Annotated in this window: 18 protein-coding genes and 1 tRNA gene; 17 read left to right on the plus strand and 2 right to left on the minus strand. The window is 47.4% G+C overall.

Translation table 11 applies throughout. The annotated features are described in order from the left end of the window. Window positions 1-146: 146 nt before the first annotated feature. The 11 genes from DWX43_RS02070 to trpA all read left to right on the plus strand — a co-directional run bounded on the left by DWX43_RS02070 (window position 147) and on the right by trpA (window position 8,750). A tRNA-Leu gene (locus tag DWX43_RS02070) sits at window positions 147-229 on the plus strand. A gap of 117 nt (window positions 230-346) precedes the next feature. Next, entirely contained in the window at window positions 347-625 is a 279-nt protein-coding gene (locus tag DWX43_RS02075; RefSeq protein ID WP_109729154.1) for a DUF1905 domain-containing protein, read from the plus strand. Window positions 626-724: 99 nt separating this feature from the next. After that, window positions 725-991 (plus strand): autorepressor SdpR family transcription factor, encoded by a 267-nt coding sequence (locus DWX43_RS02080; RefSeq protein WP_146203241.1) that lies wholly within the window; start codon window positions 725-727, stop codon window positions 989-991. Between the two features lies 1 nt (window position 992). Further along, entirely contained in the window at window positions 993-1,622 is a 630-nt protein-coding gene (locus DWX43_RS02085; RefSeq protein ID WP_118618535.1) for an SdpI family protein, read from the plus strand. 572 nt (window positions 1,623-2,194) lie between these two features. Continuing rightward, window positions 2,195-3,673 (plus strand): anthranilate synthase component I, encoded by a 1,479-nt coding sequence (gene trpE / locus DWX43_RS02090; protein ID WP_118618537.1) that lies wholly within the window; start codon window positions 2,195-2,197, stop codon window positions 3,671-3,673. Continuing rightward, window positions 3,670-4,272, plus strand: coding sequence for an aminodeoxychorismate/anthranilate synthase component II (locus DWX43_RS02095; protein ID WP_109729158.1), 603 nt, complete (start codon window positions 3,670-3,672; stop codon window positions 4,270-4,272). The genes trpE and DWX43_RS02095 overlap by 4 nt, the downstream gene beginning before the upstream one ends. Further along, window positions 4,265-5,281 (plus strand): anthranilate phosphoribosyltransferase, encoded by a 1,017-nt coding sequence (trpD, locus tag DWX43_RS02100; protein WP_109729812.1) that lies wholly within the window; start codon window positions 4,265-4,267, stop codon window positions 5,279-5,281. Before DWX43_RS02095 ends, trpD begins: the two co-directional genes overlap by 8 nt. An 11-nt stretch (window positions 5,282-5,292) precedes the next feature. Further along, the gene (gene trpC, locus DWX43_RS02105; RefSeq protein WP_118618900.1) at window positions 5,293-6,093 is read left to right on the plus strand and encodes an indole-3-glycerol phosphate synthase TrpC; all 801 of its coding nucleotides are present in this window, start codon (window positions 5,293-5,295) and stop codon (window positions 6,091-6,093) included. A 99-nt stretch (window positions 6,094-6,192) separates the two neighbouring features. After that, window positions 6,193-6,816, plus strand: coding sequence for a phosphoribosylanthranilate isomerase (locus DWX43_RS02110; RefSeq protein ID WP_109729159.1), 624 nt, complete (start codon window positions 6,193-6,195; stop codon window positions 6,814-6,816). Then, the gene (trpB, locus tag DWX43_RS02115; RefSeq protein ID WP_118618539.1) at window positions 6,794-7,978 is read left to right on the plus strand and encodes a tryptophan synthase subunit beta; all 1,185 of its coding nucleotides are present in this window, start codon (window positions 6,794-6,796) and stop codon (window positions 7,976-7,978) included. The genes DWX43_RS02110 and trpB overlap by 23 nt, the downstream gene beginning before the upstream one ends. Then, window positions 7,971-8,750, plus strand: a complete 780-nt coding sequence (trpA, locus tag DWX43_RS02120) for a tryptophan synthase subunit alpha (protein WP_118618541.1) — start codon at window positions 7,971-7,973, stop codon at window positions 8,748-8,750. The genes trpB and trpA overlap by 8 nt, the downstream gene beginning before the upstream one ends. Before the next feature lie 117 nt (window positions 8,751-8,867). On the opposite strand, the gene DWX43_RS02125 is transcribed toward trpA, so the two are convergent. Then, a complete protein-coding gene (locus DWX43_RS02125; RefSeq protein WP_118618543.1) occupies window positions 8,868-9,485 on the minus strand; it encodes an HAD family hydrolase in 618 nt (205 codons plus the stop codon). A gap of 243 nt (window positions 9,486-9,728) precedes the next feature. Here DWX43_RS02125 and polA point away from each other — a divergent pair, with 243 nt between their 5' ends. Genes polA through DWX43_RS02155 form a run of 6 tightly spaced genes read left to right on the plus strand, consistent with a single transcriptional unit; the run spans window position 9,729 to window position 16,337 of the window. Then, window positions 9,729-12,344, plus strand: a complete 2,616-nt coding sequence (polA, locus tag DWX43_RS02130; protein ID WP_118618545.1) for a DNA polymerase I — start codon at window positions 9,729-9,731, stop codon at window positions 12,342-12,344. Window positions 12,345-12,383: 39 nt separating this feature from the next. Beyond that, on the plus strand, window positions 12,384-12,965 hold the full coding sequence (gene coaE / locus DWX43_RS02135) for a dephospho-CoA kinase (RefSeq protein ID WP_118618547.1): 582 nt from the start codon (window positions 12,384-12,386) through the stop codon (window positions 12,963-12,965). Beyond that, window positions 12,962-13,759, plus strand: a complete 798-nt coding sequence (locus DWX43_RS02140) for an MBL fold metallo-hydrolase (RefSeq protein WP_109729165.1) — start codon at window positions 12,962-12,964, stop codon at window positions 13,757-13,759. Before coaE ends, DWX43_RS02140 begins: the two co-directional genes overlap by 4 nt. A gap of 20 nt (window positions 13,760-13,779) precedes the next feature. After that, entirely contained in the window at window positions 13,780-14,052 is a 273-nt protein-coding gene (locus DWX43_RS02145; protein WP_109729166.1) for an ACT domain-containing protein, read from the plus strand. Window positions 14,053-14,094: 42 nt separating this feature from the next. Continuing rightward, complete coding sequence (locus tag DWX43_RS02150) at window positions 14,095-15,459, plus strand: PFL family protein (RefSeq protein WP_109729167.1); 1,365 nt, start codon at window positions 14,095-14,097, stop codon at window positions 15,457-15,459. Between the two features lie 20 nt (window positions 15,460-15,479). Beyond that, window positions 15,480-16,337 (plus strand): DegV family protein, encoded by an 858-nt coding sequence (locus DWX43_RS02155; protein WP_109729168.1) that lies wholly within the window; start codon window positions 15,480-15,482, stop codon window positions 16,335-16,337. A gap of 139 nt (window positions 16,338-16,476) precedes the next feature. Here the strand turns inward: DWX43_RS02155 and DWX43_RS02160 are convergent, their stop codons facing one another. Then, the gene (locus tag DWX43_RS02160; RefSeq protein ID WP_118618549.1) at window positions 16,477-17,763 is read right to left on the minus strand and encodes a nucleotidyltransferase; all 1,287 of its coding nucleotides are present in this window, start codon (window positions 17,761-17,763) and stop codon (window positions 16,477-16,479) included. Window positions 17,764-17,880 lie beyond the last annotated feature (117 nt).

The following is a 17,880-nucleotide window of genomic DNA, read 5'->3' on the forward strand; positions in this document are numbered from 1 at the left end:
CCGGGGAATAGGGGAGTGGAATTTAAAATTTCATTTTAGGAATAGGAAAGAGTAATAAAAAAGGTATTGCAAAAAATTGTCGGATATGATAAGATAAAATTCGGTTTGAAGAGCAGAAGGATTTCTGCTTCTTACAGACCGGGTAAGCGGCTGTGGCGGAATGGCAGACGCACAAGACTCAAAATCTTGCGGGGGTGACCTCGTGTGGGTTCAAGTCCCACCAGCCGCATAAGAGCGTGAAACTGAGTGAATCAGGTTTCACGCTTTTTGTGATTTTATACAGTTTATATTTTGAAGCGGATGGGGAAGATAAGATATCATGGCAGCAGAATAGGAGAGACGGATGATGAATGAAAAAGTATATGAATTCGATGCAATATTAAAGAAAGTGCCTGATATCGACGGCGCATATATTGATTTTCCTTATGATGTCAAAGAAGAATTCGGCAGGGGCAGGGTTAAGGTCCGGGCTACTTTTGACGGAGTGCCATATGATGGAAGTTTAGTCAGAATGAAGACGCCGAACCACATCATAGGTGTAAGGAAAGATATTAGACAAAAAATAGGGAAACAGCCGGGAGATATGGTACATGTAACGATATGTGAACGGATAACAAGTATTTAGAAAAACATCTAAATACTTGTTGATTTTTTGTGCCTGTTATGATATAAAGTAATTAGAAAGATTTCTAAATAGATTTTCTGAGAAAAAGGAGGGATGCAGATGAGCTTTGCGGAAACATTTAAGGCACTCTCTGATCCTGTCCGGCGGGAGATTCTGGTACTGCTTAAGGACGGAACCATGCCGGCAGGAGAGATCGCAAGTCATTTTGAGATGACGGGAGCAACAATTTCTTACCACCTCAGTGTGCTGAAAAAGGCGGATCTTGTAAGTGAGACAAAGATAAAGAACTATATTTATTATGAATTAAATACGTCTGTTGTGGAGGAAATTATGCTTTGGCTGTCGGAACTGAAAGGAGAGAATTGACATGAAGGAATACAAAAAACAAATCATAATAACAAGCGTGATTACGATTCTCCCGATGCTGGCCGGGATACTGCTCTGGGGCAGGATGCCTGATAAGGTTGCTGTCCACTGGGGGATGGATAATGTGGCGAATGGATGGGCAGGCAAGGCAACGGCGGTATTTGGAATGCCGGTGTTCCTGCTGGCAGTACAGCTGATCTGCGTTTTTGCGACATTAAACGATCCAAAGAAACAGAATGTCGGCCCTAAATTACTGAAATTGATCTTTTGGTTTATACCGATTATATCCTGGGTATGCTGCGGAACAATTTACATGACCGCTGTCGGTATAAAAGTGAATGTAGGATTGTGGGCGAATCTGCTCATCGGAATCTTTTTTGCTGCACTCGGAAATTATATGCCAAAAGGAAAACAGAGCTACACGGTGGGGATGAAACTTCCCTGGACACTTAACAGTGCTGAAAACTGGAACCGTACATCCAGATTCACTGGTAAGCTCTGGATAGCAGGTGGCATCTGTTTCCTGCTGAATGCCTTCTTACAGATAGGAAAACTAATTTTCCCCCTGCTTATACTTCTGGTGCTGATTCCTGCCATTTATTCCTATACACTTTATAAAAAAGGAATATAGAAAAAATTAAAAAATTTGGTTGACATTTTCAAATAACCTGTATATAATAAAGCATAATTTAATAAGCTAAACCGTTGAAGCGGAGATAAAAACATATCGTGCATTCACAGAGAGCCTGAGGTGGTGGGATTCAGGTAAACGCAGTTTGTTAAATGGACCGCTGAGGGCATGGGGGAAAGGCATAACTGCCGAGTATAGCATGACGTATGGGCGTACGTAAGTCGCCGGAGATATGATAGTATCTTGCTAAGTGCACAGAATTAGTCTGTGAATCAAGGTGGCACCGCGAATTGATGATTCAATCCGTCCTTGACATTACATGAATTGCGTAATGTCATGGGCGGATTTTTTGTTATTAAAAAAATACTCTTAAAATTCTACTATGTTCAAAAAACAGAGGGCCTTAAACACTGAATGACGATACGATAAGATTGCTTATTAAATAAAAAGGAATCTCTGACAAGTGTAAGATACGTTTAGGTACAGGGCAATCTTCACTTAGGTACAGGGCAAAACTTAATTAGGGACGTAGTAAACCTAAGAAATATTACGTCCCCAGAAAGGAGAACTATATGACTTATCCAGATTTGAAACAGGCAATTGAGTTAGCGGCAGCAGGGGATTTTCGCACGATGCCGGTCAGTATGGAGATGTTTTCTGATATGTATACTCCCATCAGTGTTTTGAGGAAGTTGAAGAATGTCAGTGAACACTGTTATATGCTGGAGAGCGCGGAGGATGCGAAGCGATGGGGGCGTTATAGTTTTCTGGGCTTTGAACCAACGATGGAAATCAGCTGCCGGAACGGGAGGCTCTGTATTAAGAATGGCGATGTTACAGAGGTTGAGACCGCCAGACCGGGAGAATATATCCGAAAGGTGATCCGGGACCACGGGGCGCCGAAGGTGGAAGGGCTTCCTTCTTTTACGGGAGGTCTTGTAGGATATTTTTCTTATGATTATATCAAGTATGTGGAACCAACACTGAAGCTGGATGCGAAGGATGAGGCGCATTTCAGGGATGTGGATCTGATGCTGTTTGATCAGGTAATTGCGTTTGACCACCTTAGGCAGAAAATTGTTTTTGTTGTGAATATGCCTTTGAATGGAAATCTTGAAAACGAGTATGAGAAAGCATGCGAAAGACTGGAGAGACTGAAAGAAATCGTGCAGGCTGGGGAAATGAAAGAGCATGTTCCGCTGCATCTGAAAAGTGGTTTTCAGCCGCATTTTACGAAAGAAAAATACTGCGGCATGGTTGAAACTGCGAAGCAGCATATCTATGAGGGGGATATTTTTCAGGTTGTTCTGTCGAACCGGCTGGAGGCGGAGATGGAAGGCAGTATTCTGGATGTCTACAGAGTGTTAAGAAGCACGAATCCGTCCCCGTATATGTTCTATTTTTCCAGTAATGATATTGAAATTGCAGGTGCATCGCCGGAGACGCTTGTGAAATTGGAGGATAAAACGCTCCATACGTTTCCTCTGGCTGGGACACGAAAGAGAGGAGAGACGATTTTGGAGGACATCAGGCTGGAAAAAGAACTGCTGGCGGATGAAAAGGAACTGGCGGAGCACAATATGCTGGTGGATTTAGGGAGAAACGACATCGGGAAGATCAGCAGGATTGGCACGGTGCAGCTTGAAAAATACCAGAGCATTGAACGCTTTTCCCATGTGATGCACATCGGCTCTACGGTCAGCGGAGAAATCAGGGATGATAAAGATTTCATGGATACGGTCGATGCAATTCTCCCGGCCGGGACTTTGTCGGGCGCTCCAAAAATCAGGGCATGTGAGATTATTAATGAGTTGGAGGATCTGAAACGTGGAATTTACGGAGGTGCAGTCGGGTACATTGACTTCACCGGAAATCTGGATACCTGTATAGCGATCCGCATGGCCTATGCAAAGGGCAGCAAGGTATATGTGTGTTCCGGCGCCGGAATCGTGGCAGACAGTGAGCCGGAGATGGAATATCAGGAGTGCATCAATAAGGCAAAAGCGGTGACAAACGCGATCGAAAGAGCGGGAGAGGGGATGGAAGAATGATATTACTGATAGATAACTATGACAGTTTTTCTTTTAACCTGTACCAGCTTCTTGGGGCGGAATGCAAAGATATACAGGTGATCCGTAACGATGAAAAGACGGTAGGGGAAATACGGGAGATGAACCCGGATTATATCGTGCTTTCCCCGGGGCCGGGAAGACCGGAAGACGCAGGAGTCTGTGTGGAAGTGGTGAAGCAGTTATACAGGGAAATCCCTGTTTTGGGTGTATGTCTTGGACACCAGTCCATCTGCCAGGCATTCGGGGCAGAAGTGACATACGCGAAGGAACTGATGCACGGAAAGACATCAAAGGTATGTTTAAACAGAGAGAGCAGATTGTTCAGAGGAATGAAGGAGCAGATTCCTGTTGCCAGATACCATTCCCTTGCAGTCAGTGAAGAAGGGTTTCCATGCATGCTGAAAGTGACTGCAAGGACAACGGACGGGGAAATTATGGCAGTTGAACATAAAGAATATCCGGTATACGGACTCCAGTTCCACCCAGAGTCCATTCTGACGCCGGACGGTTCTGAAATCATACACAACTTTTTAAATATAGAAAAGAAAAGCGGAAAGGAAGTAAGACATGATGATTAAAGAGGCAATTTTAAAGCTGGCAAAAAGAGAAAACCTGACCTATGGGGAGGCATATCAGGTGATGGATGAGATCATGAGCGGGGAGGCGAGCGATGTACAGATGAGTTCCTACCTGACAGCCATGAGCTTAAAGGGGGAGACAATTGATGAAATCACAGCATCCGCCGCTGATATGCGTGAACACTGTGTGAAACTGCTCCATAACGTGGATGCACTGGAAATCGTCGGCACCGGGGGAGACGGAGCCAATTCCTTTAACATTTCCACGACATCCGCACTTGTCATTGCAGCGGCAGGTGTGCCTGTAGCAAAACACGGAAACAGGGCGGCATCCAGTAAATGTGGTGCGGCAGATGTTCTGGAAGAGTTAGGGGTAAAGATCAACATTCCACCGGAAAAGAGTGCGAAGCTTCTGGAAAAAATCGGAATTTGCTTCTTGTTTGCCCAGAATTATCATATAGCAATGAAATATGTGGCCCCTGTCAGAAAGGAACTGGGAATCAGAACCATTTTTAATATCCTCGGACCACTTGCCAATCCGGCAGGCGCTAATATGGAAGTCATGGGTGTATATGAAGAGGCACTTGTAGAGCCGCTGGCAAGGGTATTATCCAAACTGGGGGTAAAAAATGCGATGGTTGTATACGGTCAGGACCAGCTGGATGAAATCTCCATGAGTGCCCCCACAACCGTTTGCGAGATCAAGGACGGGGAGTTCCATTCATACACCATCACCCCGGAAGAGTTTGGCTTCCGTCGCAGTGATAAAAACGAACTGTTGGGTGGAACACCAAAGATGAATGCAGAAATCACAAGGGCGATTCTGAATGGAAAAGAAACCGGTGCAAAACGAAGCGCCGTGTTGCTGAATGCCGGAGCGGCCCTGTATGTGGCCGGAAAGGCAGATACGCTCAAAGATGGCGTCAGACTTGCCGGAGAAACTATCGACAGCGGGAAGGCACTTCAGAAACTGGAAGAGTTCATTCGCTGTTCCAATGAAGAAGACTAGAGGTGGCTGATATGATACTGGAGGAAATAGCAGAAAAAACGAGGGAAAGAATCCAAAAAAGGAGGCAGCAGGTTTCCGAAGAAGAATTGAAGGAAAAGGCATACCTGCTGGCCGGGACAGAGAAGGAAAGAAACGGGGGGATATTTCCCTTCCCGTTCGAGAAGGCACTGGCCCGGGAAGGTATCTCTTTTATATGCGAAGTAAAAAAAGCGTCACCCTCCAAAGGTGTGATTGCAGAAGAATTTCCTTACAGGGAGATAGCAAGAGAATACGAGCAGGCAGGCGCATCTGCACTCTCCGTGCTGACAGAACCGTTTTATTTCCAGGGAAGCGACGATTATCTGAAAGAGATAGAGCGTGTGGTTAATATTCCAATCCTGAGAAAAGATTTTACAGTAGATGCGTATATGCTGTATGAGGCAAAGTGTATCGGGGCATCCGCAGTCCTGCTGATCTGCGCCATATTAGATGACAGGCAGCTTATGACATATATGGAAATAGCACAGGAACTGGGACTGTCCGCTCTGGTAGAGGCGCATACAGAGGAAGAAGTAAGAAGGGCACTGGCATGCGGGGCCAGAATTATCGGTGTCAACAACCGGGACCTGAAGACATTCCAGGTTGATATCCATACGAGTGAGCGGCTCAGAAGACTGGTGCCCAAAGACGTACTGTATGTATCCGAAAGCGGAATCAAATCGCCGGAAGATGTCAGACGCCTGAAGGAAAACGGAACAGATGCCGTGCTGATCGGAGAAACACTGATGCGGTCAGACAATAAGAAAAAAATGCTGGGTGAATTTCGTGGATAATGGAAGAACCGCAAAGGGGTCTGACCCCTCTGCAGGAGGGTCAGACCCCTTTGCGGTCCATATTCAGAATATTCTGATTTTAGTAGTCAGGGAGGCTTTATGAAGATTAAGATTTGCGGCTTGAGCCGCCCGGAAGATATTGATGCGGTGAATGGAAACCGCCCGGATATGATTGGATTTGTTTTTGCCCCGAAAAGCCGGAGGTATGTCTCTCCCCAGACGGCCCTTGAGTTAAAAAATCGGCTGGATCAGGGGATTCGCGCGGCGGGCGTGTTTGTGGATGAGACACTGGAGAATATTGTGGATCTGGTGCAGAAGCAGGTGATCGATCTTGTACAGCTCCACGGCTCAGAGAGTGTGGCGTTCATGGAGAAGTTAAAGTACCGCTGTGATGTCCCTGTGGTGAAGGCAGTTTCTATGACAGGGGACCGCTTTTCGCAGGAACTCCGTATGTGGGATGCAAGCCGGGTTGATTTTCTGCTATTGGACAGCGGGGCAGGAGGGACTGGGCAGCAGTTTGATTACGGCAGGATTACACGGGTTGAAAAGCCTTTCTTCCTTGCAGGAGGGCTGACCCCGGAAAACGTGGCCGAAGCGGCTCTCAAGGTGCACCCTTATGGTGTGGATATGAGCAGCGGGGTAGAGACAGATGGGAAAAAGGATAGGAAAAAAATAGAAGAAGCAGTCAGGAGGATTCGAAATGTCGAAAGGAAGATACGGTGAATTCGGAGGGCAGTACATCTCCGAAACATTAATGAATGAATTGATTCATCTGGAGGAACAGTACGAGTATTACAAAAAGGACCCACAGTTCAAACAAGAACTGAAAAAATTACTGAATGAGTATGCAGGACGCCCGTCTCTCTTGTATTATGCGGAGAAGATGACGAAGGATCTGGGCGGGGCGAAAATCTACCTGAAACGGGAGGATTTAAACCACACAGGCTCCCATAAAATCAATAATGTGCTCGGTCAGGTGCTTCTCGCGAAAAAGATGGGTAAGACCCGCGTGATTGCTGAGACCGGTGCAGGACAGCACGGGGTAGCCACGGCGACGGCTGCAGCGCTTCTTGGGATGGAATGTGAAGTGTTCATGGGAAAAGAGGATACAGACCGTCAGGCGCTGAATGTATACAGGATGGAACTCTTAGGGGCAAAAGTCCATGCAGTGACCAGCGGCACCCAGACACTGAAAGATGCAGTCAATGAGACGATGCGTGAGTGGACGAACCGGGTATCCGATACGCATTATGTGTTAGGTTCCGTTATGGGGCCGCACCCTTTCCCAATGATCGTCAGAGACTTCCAGAGCGTCATCAGCCAGGAGGCAAGGGCCCAGATTTTATCTGCGGAAGGAAAACTCCCGGCGGCAGTGCTTGCCTGTGTTGGAGGCGGCAGCAATGCGATGGGAATGTTCTACAACTTTATCAGGGATGAGAGTGTGAGGCTGATCGGCTGTGAGGCGGCCGGAAAGGGAATCGACACAGACCAGCATGCGGCTACGATGGCAAAAGGGACACTGGGTGTATTCCACGGGATGAAATCCTATTTCTGTCAGGATGAGTACGGGCAGATTGCCCCGGTATACTCCATTTCCGCTGGTCTGGACTATCCGGGGATCGGACCAGAACATGCCTACTTAAGAGATTCCGGCCGTGCCGAGTATGTGCCGGTGACGGATGACGAGGCAGTCGAATCATTCGAGTATCTGGCAAGAACAGAGGGCATCATCTGTGCGATTGAGAGTGCACATGCAATCGCATATGCAAGAAAAATCGCACCGCTGATGGGGAAAGATGAGTCTATGATCATCTGTCTGTCAGGACGCGGAGACAAAGATGTTGCGGCAATCGCAAGATATAAGGGGGTAGATATTCATGAGTAAGATAAAAAATGCATTTGCCGGCGGAAAAGCATTCATAGCATTCCTGACAGCGGGCGACCCATCAGCCGAAAAAACAGCAGACTACATTCTGGCAATGGAAGAAGCCGGTGCAGATCTGATTGAAATCGGAATCCCGTTTTCCGATCCTACGGCAGAGGGGCCAGTCATACAGGAAGCGAACATCCGCGCATTAAGAAAGGGAATGACGACGGACGGCGTCTTCGGTATTGTGGAGGAAGTGCGCAGGAAAAGCCAGATCCCGCTTGTCTTTTTGACCTACTTAAACCCGGTTTTCCATTACGGGTACGAGGCGTTTTTCGAAAAATGTGAGGAACTGGGAGTGGACGGCATCATCATCCCGGACCTCCCCTACGAGGAAAAGGGGGATCTTGCTGAAATCGCTAAAACCCACGGGGTAGATGTGATTTCCATGATTGCACCGACATCCAGACAGCGGATACAGATGATTGCAAAAGAAGCAAAGGGCTTTCTGTATATCGTATCATCGATGGGCGTGACCGGCGTGAGAAACAATATCGAGACCGATATCCCGGCCATCGTTTCTTCTATTAGAGAAGTGACCGATATTCCGGCAGCAGTCGGGTTCGGCATCAGCACGCCCGATCAGGCAGAAACAATGGCTGCTGCCTCCGACGGGGCAATCGTCGGCAGCGCGATCGTGAAATTAATAGAGAAACATAAAGACCATGCCGAAGAAGCACTGCGGGAATATGTAAAAACAATGAAAGCGGCCGTAAAAAGCGCAGAGTAATGAAATGCGGAATCCATTCCCGGCAGATTAGGATGAAACAAAAAGGGATTGCCTGAAAGTCATGACAAACATTTCAGCAATCCCTGGCTGCTCTATAAGAGAGAGAATAAAAAAGTTTTAAAAACGTGACAGCAGTTCCGCAATCCTGCTTATTCTGTCATCTGCCTGAGGAACCTCACCGAAGCCATATTCCGCGAAGATAAAAGGAATCCCGGCCTCTTGGCATGCCTGGTAATCCCCCAGGGTATCCCCCACATAAACAACATCCTTCAGCCCGTGGCGGCCCATCAGTGTCAGGATTGTCTGGCCTTTGGAAGTAAGTGTGTCACCGAAACAGAGATGGTCCTTAATTACATCCTCAAGGCCGGAAGTCTTCATAAACACTTCGATATAGCCGCACTGACAATTGCTGACGATATAAAGATCCGTTTTTTCAGAAAGAGCCCGCAGCGTTTCAGCAACGCCTTCGTACAGAATCCCGGGCTTTGTCTCCAGAAGCTTATTTTCATACTCAAAACAGAGATCTCCGAGTTTCTGCTGCTCTTCTTCGGAGAGCTCGGGGAAAACGGCATCGTATATTTCATCCATTGGTTTTCCAAACAAATTTTTCAGCATATCACCGTCAATCCTGACATCCAGATTGGAGTGCGCGGCAATAGCCTGATTCCATGATTCGGCTACAGTATCCGTGGAATTCCACAGTGTGCCGTCTACATCAAAAATAATTCCGTCCATATAGATTCGATTCCTTTCTGTCACTAAAATTGAATGGTACTGTGTGCAGGGAAAAGCATTCTGCAGCACCTATTAAAAAATCTACTTTTCATCATAACATAAAAATGGCCTTTTAAAAAGAAAGATTTTAGTGTATACTCTAATATGATAATGTCAGGGTCAAAAGGATTTTGCCCCCAACATCATATGATTAATGAAGATTTCCGGTAAAGTACAGGTACCGGATAATGGAGAATAAAGAAGATGAGAGAAAAGATAGTATTGATAGATGGCCACAGCATTTTAAACAGAGCGTTCTATGGGGTACCGGACCTGACGAATTCGGAAGGACTCCATACGAACGCTATTTATGGTTTTTTAAATATCCTGTTCAAGATTCTGGACGAGGAGAAACCGGAGTATCTCACGGTGACATTTGACGTACATGCCCCCACATTCCGCCATGAGATGTATGCGGAATATAAGGGGACGAGGAAGCCGATGGCGGAGGAACTCAGACAGCAGGTTCCCGTGATTAAGGAAGTGCTCAGGGCAATGGATGTCGAGATCATCGAGAAAGCAGGTCTGGAAGCAGACGACCTTCTCGGAACGATCTCCAGAATCTGCGAGGAAAAAGGGATGGACGTTGCGATTATATCAGGTGACAGGGATACCCTGCAGCTGGCAACAGAGCATGTCAAGATCCGCATTCCGAAGACAAAGCAGGGCAGGACAGAGGTTGAGGATTACTATGCTTCGGATGTAAAAGACAAATACGGGGTGACCCCGGTTGAGTTTATTGATGTTAAAGCACTGATGGGAGATGCATCCGACAATATCCCGGGTGTTCCGGGAGTCGGGGAAAAGACAGCGACAAAGATCATCATGGAGTACGGGAACATCGAGAATGCGTATGCCCATGCTTCGGAGCTAAAACCGCCCAGAGCCAGCAAGAACCTGCAGGAATACTGGGACCAGGCGTGCATGAGCAAGACACTGGCTACGATCAATACCCATGCGGACATCGAGTTCCATCTGGAAGCCGCAAAACACGGCGACCCGTATACAAAAGAGGCGCACGATTATTTTCAGAAATTACAGTTTAAAAATCTCCTGAGCCGTTTTGATGTCGAGGCATCCTCCAATAAAATCGAGTCCCATTTTAAAGAGATTACCGAAAAAGACAGGGCAGAGAAAGTCTTTAAGGAGGCAGAAAAGGCCAGTACAGTGGGAGCGGCACTGACAGAAGATAACGGGAATGTACTTCCGCTGTTTGCGCACGCATCCGGCTATGGGAGGCTGACTATTGCATATGGAAAGGACAAGATCTATTCTATCGTCTGCGGCCCTGATATGGAGATGGATTATCTCTTTGAAAGGCTGGCGCATCTTGCAGAAAACGTGCAGACATTTTCTATGTTTGATTTGAAAAAATATCTTCCGGTTGTTAAAATAACAAAGCAGGAGAACTGTTTTGATGCGACTGTGGCCGCCTATCTTTTAAATCCTCTGAAGAACGATTACACATATGAGGATGTGGCCAGAGAACAGTTAAACCTGATGATAGATGAGAAGGCTGACCCGATGACAAAAGCCTGCTACGAGGCTTATACGGCATATGCCGCTGCAGGCTCCCTGACGGAGAAAATGCAGGCAGAGGGGATGTACCATCTCTTTACAGATATTGAAATGCCGCTTGTATTTACCTTATTCGATATGGAACAGGCGGGAATACAGGTTGAGGCAGAGGCGCTGAAGTTTTACGGGGAACAGCTTGGCGCACGTATCGTAGAACTGGAAAAAGAGATTTATGAAATGGCGGGGGAAACATTTAACATTAACTCGCCAAAGCAGCTTGGTGTCGTTTTGTTTGACCATATGCAGCTTCCGAACGGGAAGAAGACAAAGACAGGATACTCCACGGCCGCTGATGTGCTTGACAAACTGGCACCGGATTATCCTGTTGTGGAAAAGGTGCTGGAGTACCGGCAGCTATCCAAACTGAAGTCAACCTATGCGGACGGACTGGCGGTATATATATCCTCCGATGGCAGAATCCACGGAAAATTCAACCAGACAATCACGGCTACGGGACGGATCAGCAGCACGGAACCCAATCTGCAGAACATTCCGGTGAGAATGGAACTGGGGCGCCTGATCAGAAAGGTATTCGTACCGAAGGAGGGCTGTGTCTTTATTGATGCCGATTATTCCCAGATCGAACTGCGTATACTGGCCCACTGTTCCGGGGACGAGCAGTTGATCCAGGCATACAAAGAGGCAAGGGATATTCACCGGATGACGGCATCACAGGTATTCCACACACCATTTGATGAGGTGACCGACCTGCAGCGCAGGAATGCGAAGGCAGTAAATTTTGGGATCGTATATGGGATCAGCTCCTTCGGACTGAGCCAGGATTTGAGTATCACGAGGAAAGAGGCTGCCCAGTATATCGAGAATTACTTTGAAACCTATCCGGGCATCAAACGTTTTCTGGATGATACCGTGGCCCACGCCAAAGAAGAGGGCTATGTAGTAACGCTTTTCGGCAGGAGAAGACCCGTGCCGGAGCTGAAATCAAGTAATTTTATGCAGCGCAACTTCGGAGAGCGTGTTGCCATGAACGCCCCGATTCAGGGATCTGCGGCGGATATCATGAAAATTGCCATGATCGGGGTAAACAAGGAGCTGAAAGAAAAGGGCCTGAAGTCAAAACTGATCCTGCAGGTACACGATGAGCTTTTAATCGAGGCTGACAAGGAAGAGCTTGAGACTGTACAGGAGATTCTGAAACGGCAGATGGAACAGGCCGCAGATCTGGATGTGCCCCTGATCGTGGACATGCACACAGGTGAGAACTGGTATGAAGCAAAATAAACATCATTTTGCGGCCGCAGGCAGTGCAGGAGAACGCATATGAAAGTCTTAGGAATCACAGGAGGTGTAGGCTCGGGAAAGAGTGAGGTCCTGCACTATTTAGAGAAAGAATACAAGGCGGTTGTCTGCCAGCTGGACGAGGTAGCCAAAGAACTCCAGAAGCAGGGCGGCATATGTTATCAAAAGATTATAGAAGCGTTTGGAACCGGAATTCTGGGTGAGGACCGGGAACTGGACAGGCAGAAGCTGGCCTCCATTATTTTCCGGGATGAGGAAAAACGGAAGATTTTAAACGAGATCGTCCATCCTGAGGTAAAACGCTGGGTGGAACGGGATATGATAGAAAAAGAAGAGAGGAAGGTGCCGCTTTACGTGATTGAGGCGGCCCTTCTGCCGGAAGCAGGTTATGAAGACATCTGTCCGGAGTTATGGTATATTTATGCACGGGAAGACGTCAGGAGGAAAAGATTAAAAGATTCCAGGGGGTATTCCGATGAAAAAATCAGCCATATGATGGCGGCCCAGTCCAGTGAGGATGTGTTCCGCCAAGCCTGCAGGACGGTGATTGACAACAGCGGGACATTTGAAGATACAAAGAAACAAATAGGAGAAAGAATATGAGATTATGCAGCATTGCGAGCGGCAGCAGCGGGAACTGTATTTACGTGGGAAGTGACCAGACACACCTGCTCGTAGACACGGGGATCAGTAAAAAAAAGATTGATGCCGGCCTGAAAGAACTGGATATTAAAGGAGATGAACTGAAAGGGATTCTCATTACCCATGAGCATTCGGACCATATACAGGGACTGGGCGTTTTTAGCCGGAAATATGAGATTCCGATCTATGCAACACCGGGAACAATCGCGGGAATCCGGTCCTACGGCCCGCTGGGGAAGATGCCGGAAGGACTTCTCAACCCGATCCATACGGATGAAAGTTTCACACTGGGGGATATTACCATAGATCCGTTCCGTATTTCGCATGATGCAAACGAGCCGTCCGGCTACAGGATGAACTGTGGGGGCAAATCGGTTGCAGTGGCGACGGACCTGGGAATTTATGATGAATACACGGTAGAAAAGCTCCAGAATCTGGATGCAGTGCTTCTGGAGGCAAACCATGACATACATATGCTGGAAGTCGGTTCCTACCCATATTACCTGAAACGGAGGGTAATGGGAGATAAAGGGCATTTATCGAATGAATTGTCAGGACGGCTTCTTTGTGATATACTACATGATAATTTGAAGCACATCGTGCTTGGACATCTCAGCAAGGAGAACAATTATGCGAAGCTTGCCTATGAGACAGTGAAACTGGAAGTAACTCTCGGCGACAATGATTACCGTGGTGAAGACCTCGATATGGCGGTTGCCAACAGAGATATGATTTCAGAGATTATTACCGTTTAAATGCTTAGGAGGAAGAGAAAATGAAGAAGTGTATTGTAACAGTTTTAGGAAAAGATACGGTGGGAATTACTGCAAAGGTATGCACATATCTGGCAGAACATAAGATCAACATTCTGGATATCTCCCAGACGATCATCCAGGGATATTTTAATATGATGATGATCGTGGACGTGACCAGCCTCGAGAAAGATTTCAAACTGGTCTGCGATGAGATGGAAGCACTCGGTGAGGAGATCGGTGTAAATATCCGCTGTCAGAGAGAAGAGATATTTGAGAAGATGCACAGACTGTAAGAGGAAACTGATAAGAAGTGTAGAATGCGAGGATAAAGTACTATGATTAACATGTATGAAGTGTCTGAAACCAATAAAATGATTGAGCAGGAGAATCTGGATGTCCGTACCATCACTCTGGGGATCAGCCTGCTTGACTGTATCGACTCTGATCTTAACGAACTGAACCGTAAGATATATGAAAAGGTTACCGGGCTGGCGAAGAACCTGGTATCTACAGGAAATGACATTGAAAGGGAGTTTGGCATCCCGATTGTAAATAAAAGAATCTCCATCACCCCGATCTCGCTGATAGGTGCCGCGGCATGCAAGAGCCCGGAAGACTTTGTGACGATTGCAAAGACACTGGACCGCGCGGCAAAAGAGGTGGATGTCAATTTTATCGGCGGATATTCCGCACTTGTTTCCAAAGGAATGACAAAAAGTGATGAGAACCTGATCCGTTCAATCCCTCAGGCCCTGGCAGTGACAGAGAGAATCTGCAGTTCTGTCAATGTAGGTTCCACAAAAACAGGAATCAACATGGATGCAGTGCGCCTGTGCGGGCAGATTGTGAAGGATACGGCCGAGGCAACGAAAGAAAATGATTCTTTAGGCTGCGCAAAGCTCGTGATTTTCTGTAATGCACCGGATGATAACCCGTTCATGGCTGGTGCGTTCTTAGGTGTTACAGAGGCGGATGCGGTTATTAATGTTGGTGTCAGCGGTCCCGGAGTTGTCAAAAAGGCTCTGGAAAAAGTACGTGGAAAGGGGTTCAAAGAACTCTGTGAGACGATCAAAAAGACTGCCTTCAAGGTAACCCGCGTCGGCCAGCTTGTTGCAGGGGAAGCGTCCAAGAGACTGGGTGTCCCATTCGGAATCGTAGACTTGTCCCTGGCCCCGACTCCGTCAGTGGGAGACAGTGTGGCAGAGATTCTTGAGGAGATCGGTCTGGAGAGAGTTGGTGCACCCGGAACAACAGCGGCGCTGGCCATGCTCAATGACCAGGTGAAAAAGGGCGGCGTTATGGCGTCTTCCTACGTGGGCGGCTTAAGCGGTGCATTTATCCCGGTCAGTGAAGACCAGGGCATGATTGACGCGGTTAATGTAGGCGCCCTGACGCTTGAAAAGCTGGAGGCCATGACATGCGTATGCTCTGTCGGATTAGATATGATAGCAATTCCGGGGAAAACAACAGCAGGTACCATTTCCGGCATCATTGCGGATGAGATGGCGATCGGTATGGTGAACCAGAAGACGACGGCAGTACGCCTGATCCCGGTAATCGGAAAAGATGTGGGAGAGACAGCAGAGTTCGGCGGCCTCCTCGGTTATGCTCCGATCATGCCGGTAAACGAATTCAGTTGTGAGGAGTTTATAGGCAGGGCAGGCAGAATCCCTGCACCAATACACAGTTTCAAAAACTAAAACAGGGGAAATAATTATTTATGAAGAAAATTGCCATTGTAACAGACAGTAATAGTGGAATTACACAAAAACAGGGAAAAGAGATGGGAATCTATGTCCTGCCGATGCCATTTTTCATTGACGGCGAACTGTTTTTAGAAGATATCACTCTTTCTCAGGAAGAGTTTTATCAAAAGCTTGGCGACGATTCCGATATCTCCACATCTCAGCCGGCTCCGGGGGACCTTCTGGATCTTTGGGATAAACTGCTCAAGGAACATGATGAGGTGGTGCATATCCCGATGTCCAGCGGTTTAAGCGGAAGCTGTGAAAACGCAGTTATACTTTCAGCAGATTATGAAGGCCGGGTACAGGTCGTTGACAACCAGAGGATTTCTGTCACACAGGTACAGTCGGTTCTTGACGCACTCAAACTGAGGGAGGAAGGAAAATCTGCCCTTGAGATCAAACAGATTTTGGAAAAGGAAAAACTGGAAGCCAGCATCTATATTACAGTGGATACTTTGAAATATCTGAAGAAGGGCGGAAGGATCACACCTGCCGCTGCGGCACTCGGTACAGTGCTGAACCTGAAGCCGGTCCTGCAGATCCAGGGAGAAAAACTGGACGCTTTCGCGAAGGTGAGAGGATGGAAGGCGGCAAAGCGCACCATGCTCAAAGCGATCGAAACAGATTTGAAGGAACGTTTTGCAGGAAAGGAAGACCAGATGGTTCTGGGAATGGCTTATACCTGTGGCAAAGAAGAGGCACAGGCATGGAAGCAGGAAATCCATGAGAGGTTTCCACAGTATGAGATTATTGAGGGACCGCTATCCTTAAGCGTAGCCTGCCATATCGGGGCAGGGGCAATGGCGGTGACCTGTATGAAGCGGTTATAAAGACAGTACTGATTCAAAAAGAAAAAGGTGCCGGGGCCTGAATCATTCTTGCCCCGGCACCTTTTTTTGCACGGCCGGACTGCCAGATGTAAAACAGGAGCCGGATGCAGGAACAGGCAGACCCACGTCTGTTCCCGGGTCAAACTTTCAGGATCGGCTGACTGTATTCGTTCTGGAAGGCAGTCTTATATTTATCGGTTATGACGGATTTATACAAGTTTGAAGCAAGAATGTCGTGATGAAGCATTTTCCTGCCGGCTTCCGGAAGCTCCTCCGTATCATAGAGATTGGTGAGAAGGGGCAGGGTCCCATTCTTAACGACGCTGCCCAGAACCCTTTCCCGGTCTTTCCGTACGCCCAAAAGCCGGGCATAATAGTGGTAACCGCCGTCTATATATTCCTCCACGTTACTTTTCTTGAGCCCGAGCATAATGTGCAGCAGTGCGCGGTTGATGCGCGTCTGTGTAACCTCTTTCGTCTTAAGCAGCTCGCAGAACTGTTTGTAATTGAAGAAGTTGTTCAGCTGGTTGCTGATCCGGTTTGCCAGTTCTTCGGATACATCCATATAACGGTCCAGGTCCCGGGCAGTTTTATTTAAAAGTTTATACTTCATGATCAGGGAAAAATCGTTCTGATACACGGGATACATGACATGGTGGTAATCCTTCAGGATTTCCAGGCAGCAGGCCGGCACCTGATCCTCCAGTTCGTTCAGGATATTTGAAAAGTGTGTGTTCTCAAACGTGCCCCCGCCCGAACGCGTGCTCAGCGCGGAACCAGAATAGGCGAGCAGGGAACGGATTGCGGACGCAGAACTGTAATTGGACTGGAGCTGCGTATCATGGTAACCGGACTCCTGACGTCTGATAGTGTAAGGCTTTATAGAACTGCCCAGCTTTTTCAACGCCTTTAAATATTCGATGCCGAGAATGTTGTTCGGATCGTCCAGCAGGTGCGAATATGCGGTGTTTCTCATATAGGCGGAAAATGCCTCCTGTCTTGCGGCAGGAAAGGAAAGGCCGGCTTTCAGATTTGTCTGTAGAAAATTTTTGTATTCGGCCGGTTCCTCGCAGAGCACACCGGCGACGGTCTGTAGTCCTTCCAGATCGTTGCATTCACTGCCGAAGCAGATGGAATCTACAATTCCGAGGCTGTCTAAGAAGGATACGGCGCCCATCGCGAAAAGTTCGGCGCTCCCGGTAGCATAGCAGACTGGGAGTTCGAACACCGCGCCAGCACCACACTCCAGCGCCATTTCCGCCCGGATATATTTAGGCATGATGGCCGGAGTCCCCCGCTGCACATAATCTCCGCTCATAATCACGAGTACCGTGTCGGCGCCTGTGACCTCTTTTGACTTCTCGATATGATATTGATGACCATTGTGAAATGGATTATATTCAGTAATTAAGCCGACAATTTTCATAAGAATCTCCTTGTATATCAATTTATTAACCATTATACTATAAAAAGACGGGATGTTATAGAGTGAGTTTTTTGTTTATAAAAGACGGTTTATGTGAAAGATAAAGAAGAGCAGAGA

The organism is Clostridium sp. AF19-22AC (assembly GCF_003479085.1).
Taxonomy (GTDB): domain Bacteria; phylum Bacillota; class Clostridia; order Lachnospirales; family Lachnospiraceae; genus Faecalicatena_A; species Faecalicatena_A orotica.

Coding starts and splice junctions, on each gene's coding strand:
- trpA (WP_118618541.1), top strand. CDS start 7,971: ATGAGTAAGATAAAAAATGCATTTGCCGGCGGAAAAGCATTCATAGCA.
- DWX43_RS02095 (WP_109729158.1), top strand. CDS start 3,670: ATGATATTACTGATAGATAACTATGACAGTTTTTCTTTTAACCTGTAC.
- DWX43_RS02160 (WP_118618549.1), bottom strand. CDS start 17,763: ATGAAAATTGTCGGCTTAATTACTGAATATAATCCATTTCACAATGGT.
- trpB (WP_118618539.1), top strand. CDS start 6,794: ATGTCGAAAGGAAGATACGGTGAATTCGGAGGGCAGTACATCTCCGAA.
- DWX43_RS02080 (WP_146203241.1), top strand. CDS start 725: ATGAGCTTTGCGGAAACATTTAAGGCACTCTCTGATCCTGTCCGGCGG.
- DWX43_RS02125 (WP_118618543.1), bottom strand. CDS start 9,485: ATGGACGGAATTATTTTTGATGTAGACGGCACACTGTGGAATTCCACG.
- DWX43_RS02145 (WP_109729166.1), top strand. CDS start 13,780: ATGAAGAAGTGTATTGTAACAGTTTTAGGAAAAGATACGGTGGGAATT.
- polA (WP_118618545.1), top strand. CDS start 9,729: ATGAGAGAAAAGATAGTATTGATAGATGGCCACAGCATTTTAAACAGA.
- coaE (WP_118618547.1), top strand. CDS start 12,384: ATGAAAGTCTTAGGAATCACAGGAGGTGTAGGCTCGGGAAAGAGTGAG.
- trpC (WP_118618900.1), top strand. CDS start 5,293: ATGATACTGGAGGAAATAGCAGAAAAAACGAGGGAAAGAATCCAAAAA.
- DWX43_RS02150 (WP_109729167.1), top strand. CDS start 14,095: ATGATTAACATGTATGAAGTGTCTGAAACCAATAAAATGATTGAGCAG.
- DWX43_RS02110 (WP_109729159.1), top strand. CDS start 6,193: ATGAAGATTAAGATTTGCGGCTTGAGCCGCCCGGAAGATATTGATGCG.
- DWX43_RS02075 (WP_109729154.1), top strand. CDS start 347: ATGAATGAAAAAGTATATGAATTCGATGCAATATTAAAGAAAGTGCCT.
- trpE (WP_118618537.1), top strand. CDS start 2,195: ATGACTTATCCAGATTTGAAACAGGCAATTGAGTTAGCGGCAGCAGGG.
- trpD (WP_109729812.1), top strand. CDS start 4,265: ATGATTAAAGAGGCAATTTTAAAGCTGGCAAAAAGAGAAAACCTGACC.
- DWX43_RS02155 (WP_109729168.1), top strand. CDS start 15,480: ATGAAGAAAATTGCCATTGTAACAGACAGTAATAGTGGAATTACACAA.
- DWX43_RS02140 (WP_109729165.1), top strand. CDS start 12,962: ATGAGATTATGCAGCATTGCGAGCGGCAGCAGCGGGAACTGTATTTAC.
- DWX43_RS02085 (WP_118618535.1), top strand. CDS start 993: ATGAAGGAATACAAAAAACAAATCATAATAACAAGCGTGATTACGATT.